This is a genomic window from Variovorax sp. Varisp46 (assembly GCF_059491885.1).
The window spans coordinates 2,220,265-2,234,451 of the sequence record NZ_CP168515.1; the positions used below are offsets into that span (position 1 = coordinate 2,220,265).

Consider the following 14,187-nt stretch of genomic DNA (forward strand, 5'->3'; position numbering starts at 1 on the left):
AAGAAGGGTTCAAAGGAAGCCGATCGAGATCCACGGCACCGCCGCGACGATCACGAGGCCGACGAACAAGGCCAGCATGTAGGCGCCGATCGGCCGGATGCCGGCATCGGGGTTGACGCGGCCGATCGCGCAGGCGGCGTAGTAGCCCACACCGAAGGGCGGCGCGAACAGGCCGAGGCCCATCGCGAGGATGACCACCATCGAGTAGTGCACCTCGTGGATGCCCACCGCCCGGGCGATCGGAAACAGCAGCGGGCCGAACAGCACGATGGCGGGGATGCCCTCGAGCACGCTGCCCAGCACGATGAAGGCGACGATCGACACCGCCATGAAGCCAGCGGCACCGCCGGGAAGCGCGCGCATCGCCTGGCTCAGCGTGTTCGAGAAGCCCGATTGCGTCAGTCCCCAGGCCATCGCGGTGGCCGCACCAATGATCAGCAGGATCGAGCCCGACAGGCTGGCGGTGTCCACGAGCATCGGATAGACCCGCTTCCAGTCGAACTGCCGGTAGATCAGCAGGCCGGCGAGCACGCCGTAGGCGATGCCGATGGTCGAGACCTCTGTGGCAGTCGCGACACCTTCCACCACAGCGGCGCGGATGATGAACGGCAGCGCGATGGCCGGGAGCGCAATCAGAAACGCCCGACCGATTTCACGCCGGCTGGCGCGCTGCACGCCGCTCAGGTCTTCACGCCGATAACGGGCCCACACCACCGCCATCAGCGTTACGGCCAGCACAAGGCCTGGCAGCAGGCCGCCGGTGAACAACGCGGCGATCGACACGCCGGTGACCGAGCCGATCGTGATCAGCACAATGGACGGCGGAATGGTCTCGGTCTGCGCCCCGGTGGCCGACAGCAGCGCGACCAGGTCGCCTTCCTTGGCGCCGCGCTTCTTCATCTCGGGGAACAGCACCGGTGCCACGGCCGCCATGTCGGCCGCCTTCGAACCCGAGATGCCGGAGACAAGGTACATCGCGCCGAGCAACACGTAGTGCAGACCCCCGCGCACGTGACCCAGCAGGCTGGCGAGGAAGGCCACCATCGCACGCGCCATCCCGGTCATCTCGATCAGCTGGCCGAGAAAGACGAACAGCGGCACCGACAGCAGGATCAGGTGGCTGACGCCTTCATCCATGCGACCGACGACGATCAGAACGGGCGTGTTCGTCGTCAACATCACATAGCCAAGCGTTGCAAGGCCAAAGGCGAAGGCAATCGGCACGCCGGCGAACACCGCCCCAGCGACGACGATCACGAAGAAGACCACCAGATTGGCGTTGCCGAGTTGTCGCCACACCGGCTGAAGCAGCGTCATCAAGACCATGATGGCGACGACCAGCCCGACGGCTGCCGCCACCTGGCGGGGCCGGCCCACAGCGGCCAGCCGCAAAATGGCCAGCAGTGCCATCGCCCCGAAGCCGGTGGCCATCGCGGCCACGCGCCAGGAGTTCTGCAGGTCCAGCGCCGGCGTGCGCATCATCGCCTCCTCCACCGCGTACTCATACGCATGCGGCAGCACGAGGAGCAGGAACGCCAGCGCCGCGGCGGTGGCGAGCACGTCGAGGAAGGCGCGCATTTCGGGCGCGAGCTTGCCCACCACGGCCGTCATGCGCATGTGCTCGCCGCGCTGGAAGGCGACCGCAGAGCCCAGCATCGCCAGCCACAGGAAGAGGATCGAGGCGACCTCGTCTGACCAGATCAACGGGTGGTGGAACACGTAGCGCGCGACCACGCCGGCCAGAAGCACGGCGATTTCGGCGGCCACCAGCAGCGCAACGGGCAGGCCGAGCAGGCGGCCCAGCCCTTGATGGGCGCGCTGCGCCCAGGCTGCGACGACGCCGCGCTGCAGGTCGTCTTCGGACATTGGGGCGGCGTGCATGTCGGTCAGCCCAGCTTGCCGGTGTGCTTCTCGAGCAAAGCCCAGGCCTCATCGCCATACTTCTTCTTCCACTCGGTGTAGAAGCCCGATGCAATAAGCCGCTCCCGAAAAGGCCCGACCTTCGGGTCGTTGAAGGTCAGCCCCTTGGACGCCAGCTCGGGCCGTAGCGAGGCGTCGAGCTTCGCGCCATCGGCGCGCATGTCGAGCGCGGCCTGGTTCAGGTGCTTGGCAATGATGGGCCGCGCCTTCTCGGGGATGCGGTCCCAGACCTTTTGGTTCGTCATGCACCAATAGCCATCCCACATATGGTTGGTCATGGAGCAGTACTTTTGCACCTCGTAGAGCTTCGCGATCGAGATGATCGCCAAAGGGTTCTCCTGACCATCGACCACCTTCGTCTGCAGAGACGAATAGGTCTCCGCGAAGTTGATGGAAGCGGGTGCGGCGCCGAGGTGCTTGAACAGCGAGGTCCACAGAGGGCTCACCGGCACGCGAATCTTCAGGCCCTTGAGGTCGTCGGGCGTGTTGATCGGCCGCACGCTGTTGGTGATCTGCCGGAAGCCGGAGCTCCACACGGTGTCCATCGCCATCAGGCCGACCTTGGGAAACTGCGCGCGCAGGAACTTGCCGAGATCGCCGTCCAGCGCCTTGTGGACGGCCTCGTCGTTCGCCCAAGCGAATCCCAGGCCCCACATCGAGGAGACGGGCACGAGCTGCGACAGCACGTTCACGCCGGAGACGGTGAAGAACTCGAGCCCGCCGGCGCGCAGCTGCGAGAGCATGTCGGCGTCGTTGCCGAGTTGGTTGTTCGGGAAGACGTTGATCTGGACCTGGCCCCCCGTGTCTTTCAGGATGCGCTCGGCGGCCTCCATCGCACGCACGTTGAGTGGATGCGTCGCCGGCAGGTTAGTCCCGAACTTGTAGGTAAATTCGGCTGCGCGAGCGAAGCGCGGCAGCACCAATGCCGGTGCACTGATCAGTGCGGCACCGGTCACGAGGGCGCGGCGGCGGTCAATCGAAGTCATGGTTGAGTCTCCTGTTGTTTATGGAAGTGAGGGGCGAGCGTCGGCCGTACCACGCAGCGCCTTGACGAAGTAGTCGGGCTGGCCCATCTGGCCGCCCTTGAGCGCAATTTCGAGCTGTGCCAGATGCGGCTCGCGCGAGATGGCGCGGCACAGCGGTGCACCTGGTGCCAGGCGAGCGACGACACGCAGCGCCTGCGGTGCCAGTCGCTGCGTGACATGGCTGGAGGTATCGCCGCCCGACAGCAGCAGGCGCTTCAGGGGATGCGCGCGCAGCAGCGCATCGACGAGGTCGCCGAAGCGGTGCCCTAGCAGGCGGCCGCCTTCATGGCGGGACTGCTCTCGGCTCATGCCTTGCTCTGCGAGCGCGGACAGCATCGCTTCGATGCGCGGGTCCTTCGGGCCGCGCGCGCTGTGCAGCATCACGCTGTGGCCGGCGCGCAGCGCCAGCAAGGCTTGTTCGACGAGGCGGGCGAGTTCCGCCGCGGGGTCGTTCGCGGCGACCAACGCGGCGGCGTCCACCGGCAACTCGACGAAGCCCGCGTCAACGGCCGCGTCGATCTGCAACGCGCTCAGCGGCGAAGCGCTGCCTGAGACCGCCAGTACCTGGGGGACGCCGTCGAAGCGGTCATGCGTGGTCGGGATGGCCGGCAGGGCGCCGGTCTCGCGCCACCACTGCGTCAGCGCGTACTCGAGACCCGAACCGCCGATGCAGAACAAGGGCGTCTGGCGGCCCTGAGCCAGACCAGCGAGCAGCCGGCCGGTCTCGGTCAGGTGCTCGGTCGTGGTGCCGTCCAGCAGCACCGCGCCGCCCGACGTGGCGTCGACCACGCGCTGCAGCTCGCCCGCCATCGCAGCGCGGTCGAGTGCGAGCTGCGGCAGCGTGAAGCCGGTGACGGGCATCGCGGTCTGCGCTCCGAGGTGGCGCGCCAGGTCCGCCTCGTGCATCGGCGTCACGGGATGCACGCTCATGATCGGGTGGCGATCGATGCGATGCACACGGCCGTCGGTGCCGGAGCGCGCAAACAGATTGCCGAAGGCGCAGTAGCGGCCGAGCGCCGGGGTGGCGGCCACGATGGGAATCGCGATGTCACCGAAGGCCGTGCGCGACAGGTCCATTACCCGCCCGATGCTGCCAATGGCCGGCGAGCTGTCGAAGGTCGAGCAGACCTTGTAGTGCACCAGCGGCACAGGCAGGCAGGACATCGCTGCGAGCACGGGTGCGAGCTGCGCGTCCATCTCGGCCGGCGACATCGCGCGGCTCGCGCCCGCCACGCCGATCGCGTCGAACGGTCCGAACTCGAGCAGCGTCTGCTCGTCGGGCACGTCAAGGAACAGCGCGCAGTTCAGACCGGCAAAGGCCATTACCTCGAGCGCATCGGTGGACCCGGTGAAATCGTCACCATAGAAGGCGAGCTTCATGCGAGCCTCTACAGATTGCCGAAATGAACCAGCGCGCGTTGCAGCGCGGGGTGCGATTCGGCGTAGCGGTCCAGGCTGACGCCGGCCACGGCCGCCTCCCAGCCTTCACGCATGCTGGCCATGCCGGCGGCGATGCCGTCGGGGTGGCCGATGATTCCGCCGCCCGCGAGGTGCATCAGGTCGACCGCACCCAGCGCGCCGTACAGGTCGGGTGCGAGGCCGGCCCACTGGCCGGATGAAAACACCGGCAGCAGCGGCTGCAGACCGGCCCAGGGCGTCAGGCAGGCCTTCGCGGAGGCGATCACCGAGTCGTCCGGCTCCCAGAACTTGCTGCGAATGCCGTTGACGTGCAGCTGATCCACGCCCGCCAGGCGCCAGAGCTTCTGGTAGGCCTGGAACGAGAAGCCGAGCCCGCCATGGCGCGTGAACGCGCCCCAGCCGTTGCGATGGCCATGGATTGGCAACTGCGAGTGGCGGCGGAGGTGTTCGACGGCGCTGAATCCGACCCAGTTGATGCTCACCATCACGCAGCTGCCGCCTGCGGTGAGCACAGCGTCGTGGCGGCGCAGCATCTCGTCGACCGAACCTGAGATGTTGATCGCGTACATCGGCATGCGACCGAGGCGATCGGCATGGCGCTGCAACACCGGCATGACGGCCCGCAGGCGCCCGTCGAACGGCGCGTACGGCGGGTCGGCGATCAGTTCGTCGTCCTTGATGAAGTCGATGCCGGCTGCACAGAGGCTGTCGACCAGTTCGGCTGTCTGTGCGGGCGTGAGGCCGATGCTCGGCTTGATGATGGTGCCGATCAACGGCCGGCCGTGGACTCCGGCGAGACGCCGGGTGCCGGGGATGCCGAAGGCGGGGCCGGCGAACTGCGCGGCGTAGTCAGGGGCGAGATCGAGGTCGAGCAGGCGCAGGCCGGTGACTTCACCGAGCTCGTACAGGTTGCCCGCGATGGTGGCCAGCAGGCTCGACAGATTGGCACCGACGTTGGCTACGGGGAACGCGATCTCAATCTCCGCGCGGTGGAAGACGCCGCCGTGCGGATGCCGATCGACATAGGCGCTCGGAAGCGTCGGCTGAAGCCCGGGGGTGAGCGGCTTGATGCCGACGATCCGCGCGCGGGAGCGCTCTTTCAGTTCATCGGTCTCGCCGGGCAGCGAGAGGAAGGTGCCGCTGGACTGTTCACCGGCGATCACCTGCGCGATCTTTTCGGAGGCGACCGAGCTTTCGACGAAATAGCGGGCGGTGAACTCTTGACGCGGGCCGATGTGGTTCATGTGGCTGTGAGCTTATGTCTTTGATGGATCAAAGAATATGCGTCCCATCCGAGTGAAGCAAACGATATAATTTCTAAATGCTGTGATGAAATCTCACAATACGCACGGGTTGACCCTAAGCCGGGAGAGCACACATGAACTCGCCACTTCGCTTGTCGCTGAATGCCTTGCGTGCCTTCGAAGCGACGGCGCGCCTGCGCAGCTTCAGCGCGGCGGCCGCGGAGCTGTCGGTCACGCACGGCGCCGTGAGCCGACACATCCGCATGCTGGAGGACTCGGTGGGGCTAGCCCTGCTGAAACGCAACGCGCAAGGCGCCGTGCCGACGTTGGAAGGTCAGCGACTGGCTGATGGGCTTTCCACGGCCTTCAGCCTGATTCAGTCGAGCGTGGAACAACTGACGCCGGGGCCGCTGACCTTGGCGTGTTCGGAGTCGATCATGATGTATTGGCTCCTGCCTCGACTGAACCGCTTCAAGGACGCCCATCCGGAGATCGAGCTTCGCTTCAACATGAGCCACGGCCCGGTCGACTTTACGCGCGACAACGTCAGCGTGGCAATCCGCCTGTCGTCGATCGAGGCGCCCAAGGATGCCGCGCGAGCCGACGTGGCGCCCGAGTGGGTGGGACCGGTGTGTTCACCGGAGTACCTCCGCAAGACGCGCATCGAGTCGATGAGCGATTTGGCACGCGCCCGGCTCATGGCTTCGCGCACAAGGCCGAGCGCCTGGGACGACTGGGCTCGTTGCACTACTCAGGCTGACATGGAGTTGCGCGTCGATGAGTCGTTCGACCACTTCTATCTGCTGATCCAAGGAGCGCGCTGCGGACTGGGACTCGCCAACGTGCCGCGGATGCTTGTGCGTGATGACCTGACCAGCGGCACGCTCGTTGCGCCGCTAGGCTTCGTGCGCGGCCCCAACCGGCTTTCGATCTGGATTGCGCCTCACCTCAGTCGCCGGCCGGATGCGGTCAAGCTGGTCGACTGGCTGCACGACGAACTGCGGGCGACAGAGCCTTGACTCGGCGTACTTCACTACGCATTGGTGTCGATCGCGGTAAGCATGTCGACGCTTCTAAGAGCCAGTGTTTCGATAACGCAAGCGCGCAAGCGATAGTCCCCGAAGGGACCTGATTTCACTCCCACTCGATCGTCGCCGGCGGCTTGCTCGACACGTCGTACGTCACGCGGTTGATGCCACGCACCTCGTTGATGATCCGCCCCGACACCTTCTTGAGCAGCGCGTAGGGCAGCTCTGCCCAGTCGGCGGTCATGAAGTCACTGGTCTGCACGGCGCGAAGCGCCACCACGTAGTCATAGGTGCGACCGTCGCCCATCACGCCCACGCTCTTCACTGGCAGGAACACGGTAAAAGCCTGGCTCGTGAGGTCGTACCAGGTCTTGCCCGTTTCGGCGTCGGTGAAGTTTCGCAGCTCTTCGATGAAGATCGCGTCGGCGCGGCGCAGCAGGTCGGCGTATTCCTTCTTCACTTCACCGAGGATGCGCACGCCCAAGCCCGGGCCGGGGAACGGATGGCGATACACCATCTCGGGCGGCAGGCCGAGCGCCACGCCGAGTTCGCGCACTTCGTCCTTGAACAGGTCGCGCAGCGGTTCGAGCAGCTTCAGGCCCAACTGCTCGGGCAGGCCGCCCACGTTGTGATGGCTCTTGATGGTGACGGCCTTCTTGCTCTTGGCGCCGCCCGACTCGATGACGTCGGGGTAGATGGTGCCCTGCGCGAGGAAGGTCGCGCCCTTGTGGCCGCCATCGCCGGCCTTGAGCTTGGCGGCTTCCTGCTTGAACACGGTGACGAACTCGCCGCCGATGATCTTGCGCTTGGCTTCGGGGTCGCTCACGCCGGCGAGCTTGCCGAGGAACAGGTCGCTGGCATCCACGCGAATCACCTTCGCATGCAGCTTGCCTTCGAACATCTCCATGACCATGTCGCCCTCGTTCAGGCGCAGAAGGCCGTGGTCGACGAACACGCAGGTGAGCTGGTCGCCGATGGCGCGGTGGATCAGCGCAGCGGCCACGCTCGAATCGACGCCGCCTGAGAGGCCAAGGATGACTTCTTCATCGCCCACCTGCTCGCGGATCTTCTCGACCGCTTCAGCGATGTGATCACGCATGACCCAGTCGGGCTTGGCTTCGCAGATGCCGAGCACGAAGCGCTCGATGATCGCCTTGCCCTGCACCGTGTGCGTCACTTCGGGGTGGAACTGCAGCGCGTAGTAGCGGCGCGCCTCGTCGGCCATGCCGGCGATGGGGCAGCTGTCGGTGCTGGCCATGAGCTTGAAGCCCGGAGGCAGTTCGGTGACCTTGTCGCCATGGCTCATCCACACGTTGAGCATGCCGTGGCCTTCGGGCGTGGTGAAGTCCGAGATGTCTTTCAGCAGCGCGGTGTGGCCATGGGCGCGCACGGCCGCAAAGCCGAACTCGCGCTTGTGGCCGCCTTCGACCTTGCCGCCGAGCTGATGCGCCATGGTCTGCATGCCGTAGCAGATGCCGAACACGGGCACGCCGAGGTCGAATACGGCTTGCGGGCACTTGTCGGTGGTTTCTTCGTACACGCTGGCATGGCTGCCCGACAGGATCACGCCCTTGAGATGGCCGTCGGCCGCGTATTCGCGCACCCATTCGTCGGTGACGTCGCAGGGATGCACCTCGCTGAGCACATGGGCTTCGCGCACGCGGCGTGCAATCAGTTGCGTGACTTGCGAGCCGAAGTCGAGGATGAGGATCTTGTCGTGTTGCATGGGCGTTGGGACTCAGAGCGTTGAAATGTCGAACAGCTTCACGCCCGCCTGGGGCGCTGCCTGGATGAGTTGCTCGTCGAAGGTGGCGAGCGGGAGATTGAGCGACTTGGCGAGCCAGAGGTAGCCGGCGTCGTAGAGCGACACGCCAACGTCGATGGCCACGGCGAGCACGGCCTTGTGCTGTGCGGGCGCGAGTTCGTGCAGTTCGACGCGGTGACGGATGGCGTCGAGCACGCTCCACAGCCCTTCGACTGCCGACGTCGGAATGCGGCCGCTGCGCACGCCGTTGGCGAGGATGTTGGCGCACTCCCATTGCCAGGCATTCGGTGCCTGCGGCTCGACCTCGTCGCGGCGGATGGCGGCGTAGAGCTTGCGGGTGTGTTCGCTGGCCATGTCGGGCAGCAGCCAGGCGGAGGTCACCGAGGCGTCCATGACGAAGGCTGTCACGATTGGCGCCCTTCGTCGAGCAATACGCGCAGTGGCAGACCCGGCTGGATGGCGGCGTGCAGCGCATCGATCTGCCCGAGTTCGCGCTCGATCTGCTCGTCGGTAATGACCGGCTTGCGGCGCACCGGCAGCATGCGCACGACTTCCTTGCCGTGGCGGGTGATGCGAACCTCCTCGCCCTTTTCGACCAGGTCGATCAGGGCCGAGAAGTTGTTCTTGGCTTCAGCGATGCCGATGGATTGCATTTGGGCCAGAAAATCTGAATCTGGCCCAAATTCTAAACTCAGCCTGGCCCGATTTTCAAGGTCTGGCCAGAATGAGCTTATTCAGCGCGGTAGTTCGGCGCTTCCTTCGTGATCTGCACGTCGTGGACGTGGCTCTCGCGAATGCCGGCCGTGGTGATCTCGACGAATTCGGCCTTGTTCTGCATGTCCGCGATGGTGGCGCAGCCGCAATAGCCCATGCTGGCACGCACGCCGCCGGCCATCTGGTAGACGATGGAGACGATCGAGCCCTTATAGGGCACGCGGCCTTCGATGCCCTCGGGCACGAGCTTGTCGGTGTTCGGGTTGCCGGTGGTCGACTCCTGGAAGTACCGATCGGCACTGCCCTGCTGCATCGCACCGATGGAGCCCATGCCGCGGTAGCTCTTGTAACTGCGGCCCTGGTACAGCACGATTTCGCCCGGCGCCTCTTCGGTACCGGCGAACATGCTGCCCATCATCACGGTGCTGGCGCCGGCCGCGATGGCCTTGGCGATGTCGCCCGAGTAGCGCACGCCGCCATCGGAGATCAGCGGAATGCCCGTGCCTTGCAGTGCGGTGGCGACGCTGTCGACCGCCATGATCTGCGGCACGCCCACGCCGGCCACGATGCGGGTGGTGCAGATGGAGCCAGGGCCGATGCCGACCTTGACCGCGTCGGCGCCAGCGTCGGCCAGTGCGCGCGCGGCATCGCCGGTGGCGATGTTGCCGCCGATGACGTCGACCTGCGGATAGTTCTTCTTGACCCATCGCACGCGCTCGATCACGCCGGCGCTGTGGCCATGCGCGGTGTCGACCACGATGGCGTCGACGCCGGCCTTCACGAGAGCTTCGACGCGCTCTTCGGTGCCGTCACCCACACCGACCGCCGCGCCCACGCGCAGGCGACCGTTGGCGTCGCGTGCGGCGTTGGGGAAGCTGGTCTGCTTGGTGATGTCCTTGACGGTGATCAGGCCCTTGAGCTCCCAGTCGCCGTTGATGACCAGCAGGCGTTCGAGCTTGTGCTTGTTCAGCAGCGCCTTGGCCTCGGCCAGCGTGGTGCCGTCGGGCACGGTGATGAGCCGGTCGCGCTGCGTCATGATTTCGCTGACGGGCACGTCGTAGCGGTTCTCGAAGCGCAGGTCGCGTCCCGTGACGATGCCGACCACCTTGCCGGCGTCGACCACCGGGAAGCCCGAGATGCCGAGCTGGTCGGACAGCGCCATCACCTGGCGCACCGAGTGCGTCGGCGTGATCACCACGGGGTCGCGCAGCACGCCCGACTCGTAGCGCTTCACGCGGGCCACTTCGGCGGCCTGCTGTTGCGCGGTGAGGTTCTTGTGCACGATCCCGATACCGCCCTCCTGCGCGATGGCGATCGCGAGGCGGGCTTCAGTCACGGTGTCCATGGCCGCCGAGACGAGCGGCAGGTTCAGCGTGATGTTGCGGGAGAATTTGGTGGCGAGAGAGGTGTCCTTGGGCAGGACCTGGGAGAACGCTGGCACCAACAACACGTCGTCGAAGGTGAGCGCTTTGCCGAGAAGGCGCATGGGTGAAGCTCCAAAAGATGGATTGTAACGAGGCCCCCGACCTGTTTGCCGGGCCGGGCTTTTTCGAAGCGTTGCAAAACCACCCACCCCGCATGTTGCAAAAAGTAAGGCCCGGCTAAACTTCAGGGATGAAATTCGTGCACTGGCTTGTACTGGGATGTGTCGTTGCGCTGCCGCTGTCGGCGAGCGCGCAATGGCAATGGGTCGACAAGAACGGCAAGAAGGTCTTCAGCGATCAGGCGCCACCGCCCGATGTGCCGGAGAAGAACATCCTGCGCCGCGTGGGTCCGCCGCCGGTGCCGCGCGCGAATCCCAACGTCGATGCATCGCCCGTCGAAGGCGCGAATGCGGAGGCTGGTGCACCTGCCAAGACGGCGGGCACGCCGAAGCCCACCGGCGTCGACAAGGAACTCGAGGAAAAGACCAAGAAGGCCGAGGCCGAGGAAAAAGCCAAGCGGGCTGCGGAAGAAGCCAAGGTTGCGAAGGCCAAGGCCGACAACTGCGCGCTCGCGCGCCAGGGCAAGGCCACGGTCGACAGCGGCATCCGCATTGCCAAGGTCAATGCGCAGGGCGAGCGCGAGATCATGGACGACGCTGCGCGCGCCGCCGAGCAGAAGCGCCTTCAGACGGTCATCAACAGCGACTGCAAGTAACTGGCGCTCAGTAGCCGGCCTTGCCGCCCTTGCGGCGATTCGCAAACAGGCCTGTGCCCCGAGCACCCTGGCGCTGGAACCGCTCCCGGCGCGCCACCTTGGGGTCCACCTTGAGGGGACGGCACAGCTCGATGCGGTCGCCGTCCTTCAGGGCCTGCTCCCACTCGACCACCTTGCCCCAGATGCCCGGGGTCATGGCGTGCCGCCAATCCAGATCCGGAAAGCGCAGGGAAAGGTCGCTGGCCCTGACCGCATCGGCCAGCGTCGTGTCGGGTGCGAGCCGCAGGACCTGCTCGAACACCTCGCGCGCTGCCGGCGAGCAGCTGAGCGTGACCTCGATGATCATCAGGACGAGCCGTAGACCTGCTCGGCGCGCTTGACGAACGCCTCGACCAGGCTGGAGGCGATGGTGTCGAACACCGGCCCCACCAGTGCCTGCAGGGCGAAGTTACTGAAGCCGTAGCTCATGTGCAGCTCGACGCGGCAGGCGCGCTCGCCTTGCTCGCCCACGGGCACGAACTTCCATTTGCCATCGAGGTTGGAGAATGGCCCGTCGACCAGCTTCAGCTGTACCTCGCGCCCCGGCACGTGCGTGTTGCGGGTCGTGAAGCTCTGGTGCAAACCGGCGAATGCCAGACCGACTTCGGCCGTCATGCCGGCCTCGTCCTGCTCGAGAATGCGGGCCTTGTCGCACCACGGAAGAAACTGCGGATACCTCGCCACATCGGTGACGAGCGCATACATCTCTTCGGCGCTGTACCAGATGAGGACGGACTTGTTGACTGTTTTCATAGAATCGGCACAGCGTGCGCGACGGATTGTATTGAAGCCATGCAGCCCCCACATTCCCGAGTCATGGCCACAAAGAAACAAGACACCTCCTCCCGCATCGCCGACAACAAGAAGGCCGCGTACAACTATTTCTTCGAAGAGCGCTTCGAGGCCGGCATGGTCCTCGAAGGCTGGGAAGTCAAATCGCTGCGCGAAGGCAAGGTGCAGCTCACCGACGGCTACGTGGTGATCCGCAACGGCGAACTGTTCGTCGTCGGCTGCCAGATCAACCCGCTCAAGAGCGCGTCCACCCACGTCAATCCCGATTCGGTCCGCACCAAGAAGCTGCTTCTGAAGAAGGACGAAATCCGTCGCCTGATAGGCAAGGTCGAGCAAAAGGGCTACACGCTGGTGCCGCTCAACCTGCACTGGAAAGCCGGCAAGGTGAAGTGCGAGATCGCGCTCGCCAAGGGCAAGGCCGAGCACGACAAGCGCGACACCATCAAGGACCGCGAAGGCAAGCGCGAGGTCGAGCGCGCGATGAAGAACCGCAGCCGCTGAGTCTTTTCTGCAGGCGCCATCCACGGCAGGTTGCCGCACGACCCTTTTGCTCGAACTCGCGACCCCGGCCTACCGCAATTTGTCGTGCCGACCGCATAAACTGCCGGCTCGCGCAATCATCTCGCCTGGCCTGTCACCAAGCTTGTTGTCGCGATTTTTCAACTGAAGGAGAAACTGCATGAAATTGCTCAGCGCCTCGATCCTCGCGGCGGCCCTGCTCGCCGGCTGCGGCGGCATGTCCAACAAGACCGCCAGCGCGCCCGACACGCCCACCCGCACCGCTGACGGCGTGCTGGTCGGACCGAACGGGATGACGCTGTACACCTTCGCCAAGGACACCGCGGGCTCCGGCACCTCCGCCTGCAACGCCCAGTGCGCCACCAACTGGCCCCCGCTCGGCGTGGCCGACGCCGCCAAGCCCATCGGCGGCTACACCATCATCATTCGCGAAGACGGCAAGCGCCAGTGGGCCTACAAGGGCTGGCCGCTGTACTACTGGGCGAAGGATGCCAAGCCCGGCGACAAGACCGGCGATGGTGTCCTGAACGGCGCCTGGAAGGTTGCCCGTCCCTGATCCCCTGCGGATCTGACGCAAAAACGCCGGCATCTGCCGGCGTTTTTTTCTGGTTTCGCGGTACGGAGATCCGCACCGCACGCGGCAGAACCGCCTCCTCAGTGGGCACCCGGCACCGCGGTGTCGGCGATCGTGCTGCGCCGCCCACGCAATGCCAGCAGTTCGTTGAACACCAGCGCGCCGATGACCAACACCCCGCCGGTCAGCACGCTCGCTGCAGGCCGTTCTCCCGCGCCGATCCAGGCCAGCGCGATGCCGAAGATCACCTCCAGCAAGGCCAGCAACGCGACCTCAGGCGCCTTCAGCACCTGGGCGCACAGCACCGAGAGCACACAGGGAATGGCGAGCTGGAACACGCCCAGGAAAACCAGCAGCCCGAGATCATGCGCATTGGCCCTGAAGGGCCAGGCGAAGGGCAACGTGAACAGCGCCGAGAGCACCGCACCAATCAGCACGGCAGGTACCAGGTCGATCCTGCGACCCTTGGCTTGCGCGTGTTGAACCACGGTCCAGTTGGTCGCGCCGGCCAAAGGCACGCACAGCGCAACGAGCGTACCGGCCAGTGAACCGCCGCCGCCCTGCAGCAGTTGCGTGCCGTACATCCAGCCGATGCCGGCCCCCGCGACCACGATGGCCAGCCAGGTGCGCGCGGGCAGCCGATGCCCGATGAAAAAGCGCGCCGCCAACGCAGTGAACAGCGGCCCGAGCGACATCGTGACGAGCACGCTGGCCGTCGAAGCCAGCGTGAGCGCGACCATGAAGGCCGTGAACATCACGGCCCAGCACACGCCGGAGATCCAGAGCTCGCGCCCGGCATGACGCAGCTGCGAGAACACCGCACGCCCCCGCCAAAGCGGCAAGATCACCAGCAGCGCCAGCATCGTGAAGAAGCTGCGCCAGAAGGTGATCTCGAAACTGTGCGCCTGTGCGAGGTGCCGCGTAACGACGCCCGCCGTGCCCCACATCAGGGTCACGACGGCCATCAGCCAGACGGCGCTGCCGTGCGTCAGGCGCATGAAGGGGGCTG

15 protein-coding genes are annotated in these 14,187 nt (G+C 65.7%); 4 read left to right on the top strand and 11 right to left on the bottom strand.

The features are described from left to right. Positions 1-9: 9 nt before the first annotated feature. From ACEN9N_RS10470 to ACEN9N_RS10485, 4 genes are read right to left on the bottom strand one after another with little or no spacing between them, the layout of a single operon-like run. Positions 10-1,881, bottom strand: coding sequence for a TRAP transporter large permease (locus tag ACEN9N_RS10470; RefSeq protein ID WP_413311720.1), 1,872 nt, complete (start codon positions 1,879-1,881; stop codon positions 10-12). Between the two features lie 5 nt (positions 1,882-1,886). Further along, a complete protein-coding gene (locus ACEN9N_RS10475) occupies positions 1,887-2,906 on the bottom strand; it encodes a TRAP transporter substrate-binding protein (protein ID WP_495656030.1) in 1,020 nt (339 codons plus the stop codon). 18 nt (positions 2,907-2,924) lie between these two features. Beyond that, positions 2,925-4,325, bottom strand: a complete 1,401-nt coding sequence (locus tag ACEN9N_RS10480) for a four-carbon acid sugar kinase family protein (RefSeq protein ID WP_495656031.1) — start codon at positions 4,323-4,325, stop codon at positions 2,925-2,927. 8 nt (positions 4,326-4,333) lie between these two features. Further along, on the bottom strand, positions 4,334-5,608 hold the full coding sequence (locus tag ACEN9N_RS10485) for a ribulose-bisphosphate carboxylase large subunit family protein (RefSeq protein ID WP_495656032.1): 1,275 nt from the start codon (positions 5,606-5,608) through the stop codon (positions 4,334-4,336). A 134-nt stretch (positions 5,609-5,742) separates the two neighbouring features. Here ACEN9N_RS10485 and ACEN9N_RS10490 point away from each other — a divergent pair, with 134 nt between their 5' ends. Continuing rightward, positions 5,743-6,627, top strand: a complete 885-nt coding sequence (locus ACEN9N_RS10490; protein ID WP_495656033.1) for a LysR substrate-binding domain-containing protein — start codon at positions 5,743-5,745, stop codon at positions 6,625-6,627. A 115-nt stretch (positions 6,628-6,742) separates the two neighbouring features. Here ACEN9N_RS10490 and guaA read toward each other — a convergent pair whose 3' ends face one another. From guaA to guaB, 4 genes are all read right to left on the bottom strand, one after another. Next, complete coding sequence (gene guaA, locus ACEN9N_RS10495) at positions 6,743-8,362, bottom strand: glutamine-hydrolyzing GMP synthase (protein WP_007832237.1); 1,620 nt, start codon at positions 8,360-8,362, stop codon at positions 6,743-6,745. A 12-nt stretch (positions 8,363-8,374) separates the two neighbouring features. Beyond that, the gene (locus ACEN9N_RS10500) at positions 8,375-8,794 is read right to left on the bottom strand and encodes a type II toxin-antitoxin system VapC family toxin (protein WP_413311999.1); all 420 of its coding nucleotides are present in this window, start codon (positions 8,792-8,794) and stop codon (positions 8,375-8,377) included. Positions 8,795-8,805: 11 nt separating this feature from the next. Continuing rightward, positions 8,806-9,054 carry a type II toxin-antitoxin system Phd/YefM family antitoxin gene (locus ACEN9N_RS10505; RefSeq protein ID WP_413311708.1) on the bottom strand — a complete coding sequence of 83 codons (249 nt, stop codon included), beginning with the start codon at positions 9,052-9,054 and terminating at the stop codon, positions 8,806-8,808. A gap of 77 nt (positions 9,055-9,131) precedes the next feature. Beyond that, the gene (gene guaB, locus ACEN9N_RS10510; protein WP_007832241.1) at positions 9,132-10,601 is read right to left on the bottom strand and encodes an IMP dehydrogenase; all 1,470 of its coding nucleotides are present in this window, start codon (positions 10,599-10,601) and stop codon (positions 9,132-9,134) included. Positions 10,602-10,729: 128 nt separating this feature from the next. Here guaB and ACEN9N_RS10515 point away from each other — a divergent pair, with 128 nt between their 5' ends. Continuing rightward, a complete protein-coding gene (locus ACEN9N_RS10515; protein WP_495656034.1) occupies positions 10,730-11,254 on the top strand; it encodes a DUF4124 domain-containing protein in 525 nt (174 codons plus the stop codon). A 7-nt stretch (positions 11,255-11,261) separates the two neighbouring features. On the opposite strand, the gene ACEN9N_RS10520 is transcribed toward ACEN9N_RS10515, so the two are convergent. After that, on the bottom strand, positions 11,262-11,600 hold the full coding sequence (locus tag ACEN9N_RS10520; RefSeq protein ID WP_007832243.1) for an RnfH family protein: 339 nt from the start codon (positions 11,598-11,600) through the stop codon (positions 11,262-11,264). Continuing rightward, the gene (locus ACEN9N_RS10525) at positions 11,600-12,046 is read right to left on the bottom strand and encodes a type II toxin-antitoxin system RatA family toxin (protein WP_007832245.1); all 447 of its coding nucleotides are present in this window, start codon (positions 12,044-12,046) and stop codon (positions 11,600-11,602) included. Before ACEN9N_RS10525 ends, ACEN9N_RS10520 begins: the two co-directional genes overlap by 1 nt. A 63-nt stretch (positions 12,047-12,109) precedes the next feature. Between ACEN9N_RS10525 and smpB the strand changes: the two genes are divergently transcribed. Beyond that, the gene (smpB, locus tag ACEN9N_RS10530; protein WP_007832247.1) at positions 12,110-12,586 is read left to right on the top strand and encodes an SsrA-binding protein SmpB; all 477 of its coding nucleotides are present in this window, start codon (positions 12,110-12,112) and stop codon (positions 12,584-12,586) included. A 178-nt stretch (positions 12,587-12,764) separates the two neighbouring features. Further along, entirely contained in the window at positions 12,765-13,160 is a 396-nt protein-coding gene (locus ACEN9N_RS10535) for a COG4315 family predicted lipoprotein (RefSeq protein ID WP_007832248.1), read from the top strand. Positions 13,161-13,258: 98 nt separating this feature from the next. On the opposite strand, the gene ACEN9N_RS10540 is transcribed toward ACEN9N_RS10535, so the two are convergent. Next, positions 13,259-14,176, bottom strand: a complete 918-nt coding sequence (locus ACEN9N_RS10540) for a DMT family transporter (RefSeq protein WP_413311702.1) — start codon at positions 14,174-14,176, stop codon at positions 13,259-13,261. Positions 14,177-14,187 lie beyond the last annotated feature (11 nt).

What these genes read in the sequence shown, in the direction of transcription:
- ACEN9N_RS10535 (WP_007832248.1), top strand. Translation starts at nt 12,765, where the DNA reads ATGAAATTGCTCAGCGCCTCGATCCTCGCGGCGGCCCTGCTCGCCGGC.
- guaA (WP_007832237.1), bottom strand. Translation starts at nt 8,362, where the DNA reads ATGCAACACGACAAGATCCTCATCCTCGACTTCGGCTCGCAAGTCACG.
- ACEN9N_RS10475 (WP_495656030.1), bottom strand. Translation starts at nt 2,906, where the DNA reads ATGACTTCGATTGACCGCCGCCGCGCCCTCGTGACCGGTGCCGCACTG.
- ACEN9N_RS10520 (WP_007832243.1), bottom strand. Translation starts at nt 11,600, where the DNA reads ATGATCATCGAGGTCACGCTCAGCTGCTCGCCGGCAGCGCGCGAGGTG.
- ACEN9N_RS10470 (WP_413311720.1), bottom strand. Translation starts at nt 1,881, where the DNA reads ATGCACGCCGCCCCAATGTCCGAAGACGACCTGCAGCGCGGCGTCGTC.
- ACEN9N_RS10505 (WP_413311708.1), bottom strand. Translation starts at nt 9,054, where the DNA reads ATGCAATCCATCGGCATCGCTGAAGCCAAGAACAACTTCTCGGCCCTG.
- guaB (WP_007832241.1), bottom strand. Translation starts at nt 10,601, where the DNA reads ATGCGCCTTCTCGGCAAAGCGCTCACCTTCGACGACGTGTTGTTGGTG.
- ACEN9N_RS10500 (WP_413311999.1), bottom strand. Translation starts at nt 8,794, where the DNA reads ATGGACGCCTCGGTGACCTCCGCCTGGCTGCTGCCCGACATGGCCAGC.
- ACEN9N_RS10480 (WP_495656031.1), bottom strand. Translation starts at nt 4,325, where the DNA reads ATGAAGCTCGCCTTCTATGGTGACGATTTCACCGGGTCCACCGATGCG.
- ACEN9N_RS10485 (WP_495656032.1), bottom strand. Translation starts at nt 5,608, where the DNA reads ATGAACCACATCGGCCCGCGTCAAGAGTTCACCGCCCGCTATTTCGTC.
- ACEN9N_RS10525 (WP_007832245.1), bottom strand. Translation starts at nt 12,046, where the DNA reads ATGAAAACAGTCAACAAGTCCGTCCTCATCTGGTACAGCGCCGAAGAG.
- ACEN9N_RS10540 (WP_413311702.1), bottom strand. Translation starts at nt 14,176, where the DNA reads ATGCGCCTGACGCACGGCAGCGCCGTCTGGCTGATGGCCGTCGTGACC.
- smpB (WP_007832247.1), top strand. Translation starts at nt 12,110, where the DNA reads ATGGCCACAAAGAAACAAGACACCTCCTCCCGCATCGCCGACAACAAG.
- ACEN9N_RS10515 (WP_495656034.1), top strand. Translation starts at nt 10,730, where the DNA reads ATGAAATTCGTGCACTGGCTTGTACTGGGATGTGTCGTTGCGCTGCCG.
- ACEN9N_RS10490 (WP_495656033.1), top strand. Translation starts at nt 5,743, where the DNA reads ATGAACTCGCCACTTCGCTTGTCGCTGAATGCCTTGCGTGCCTTCGAA.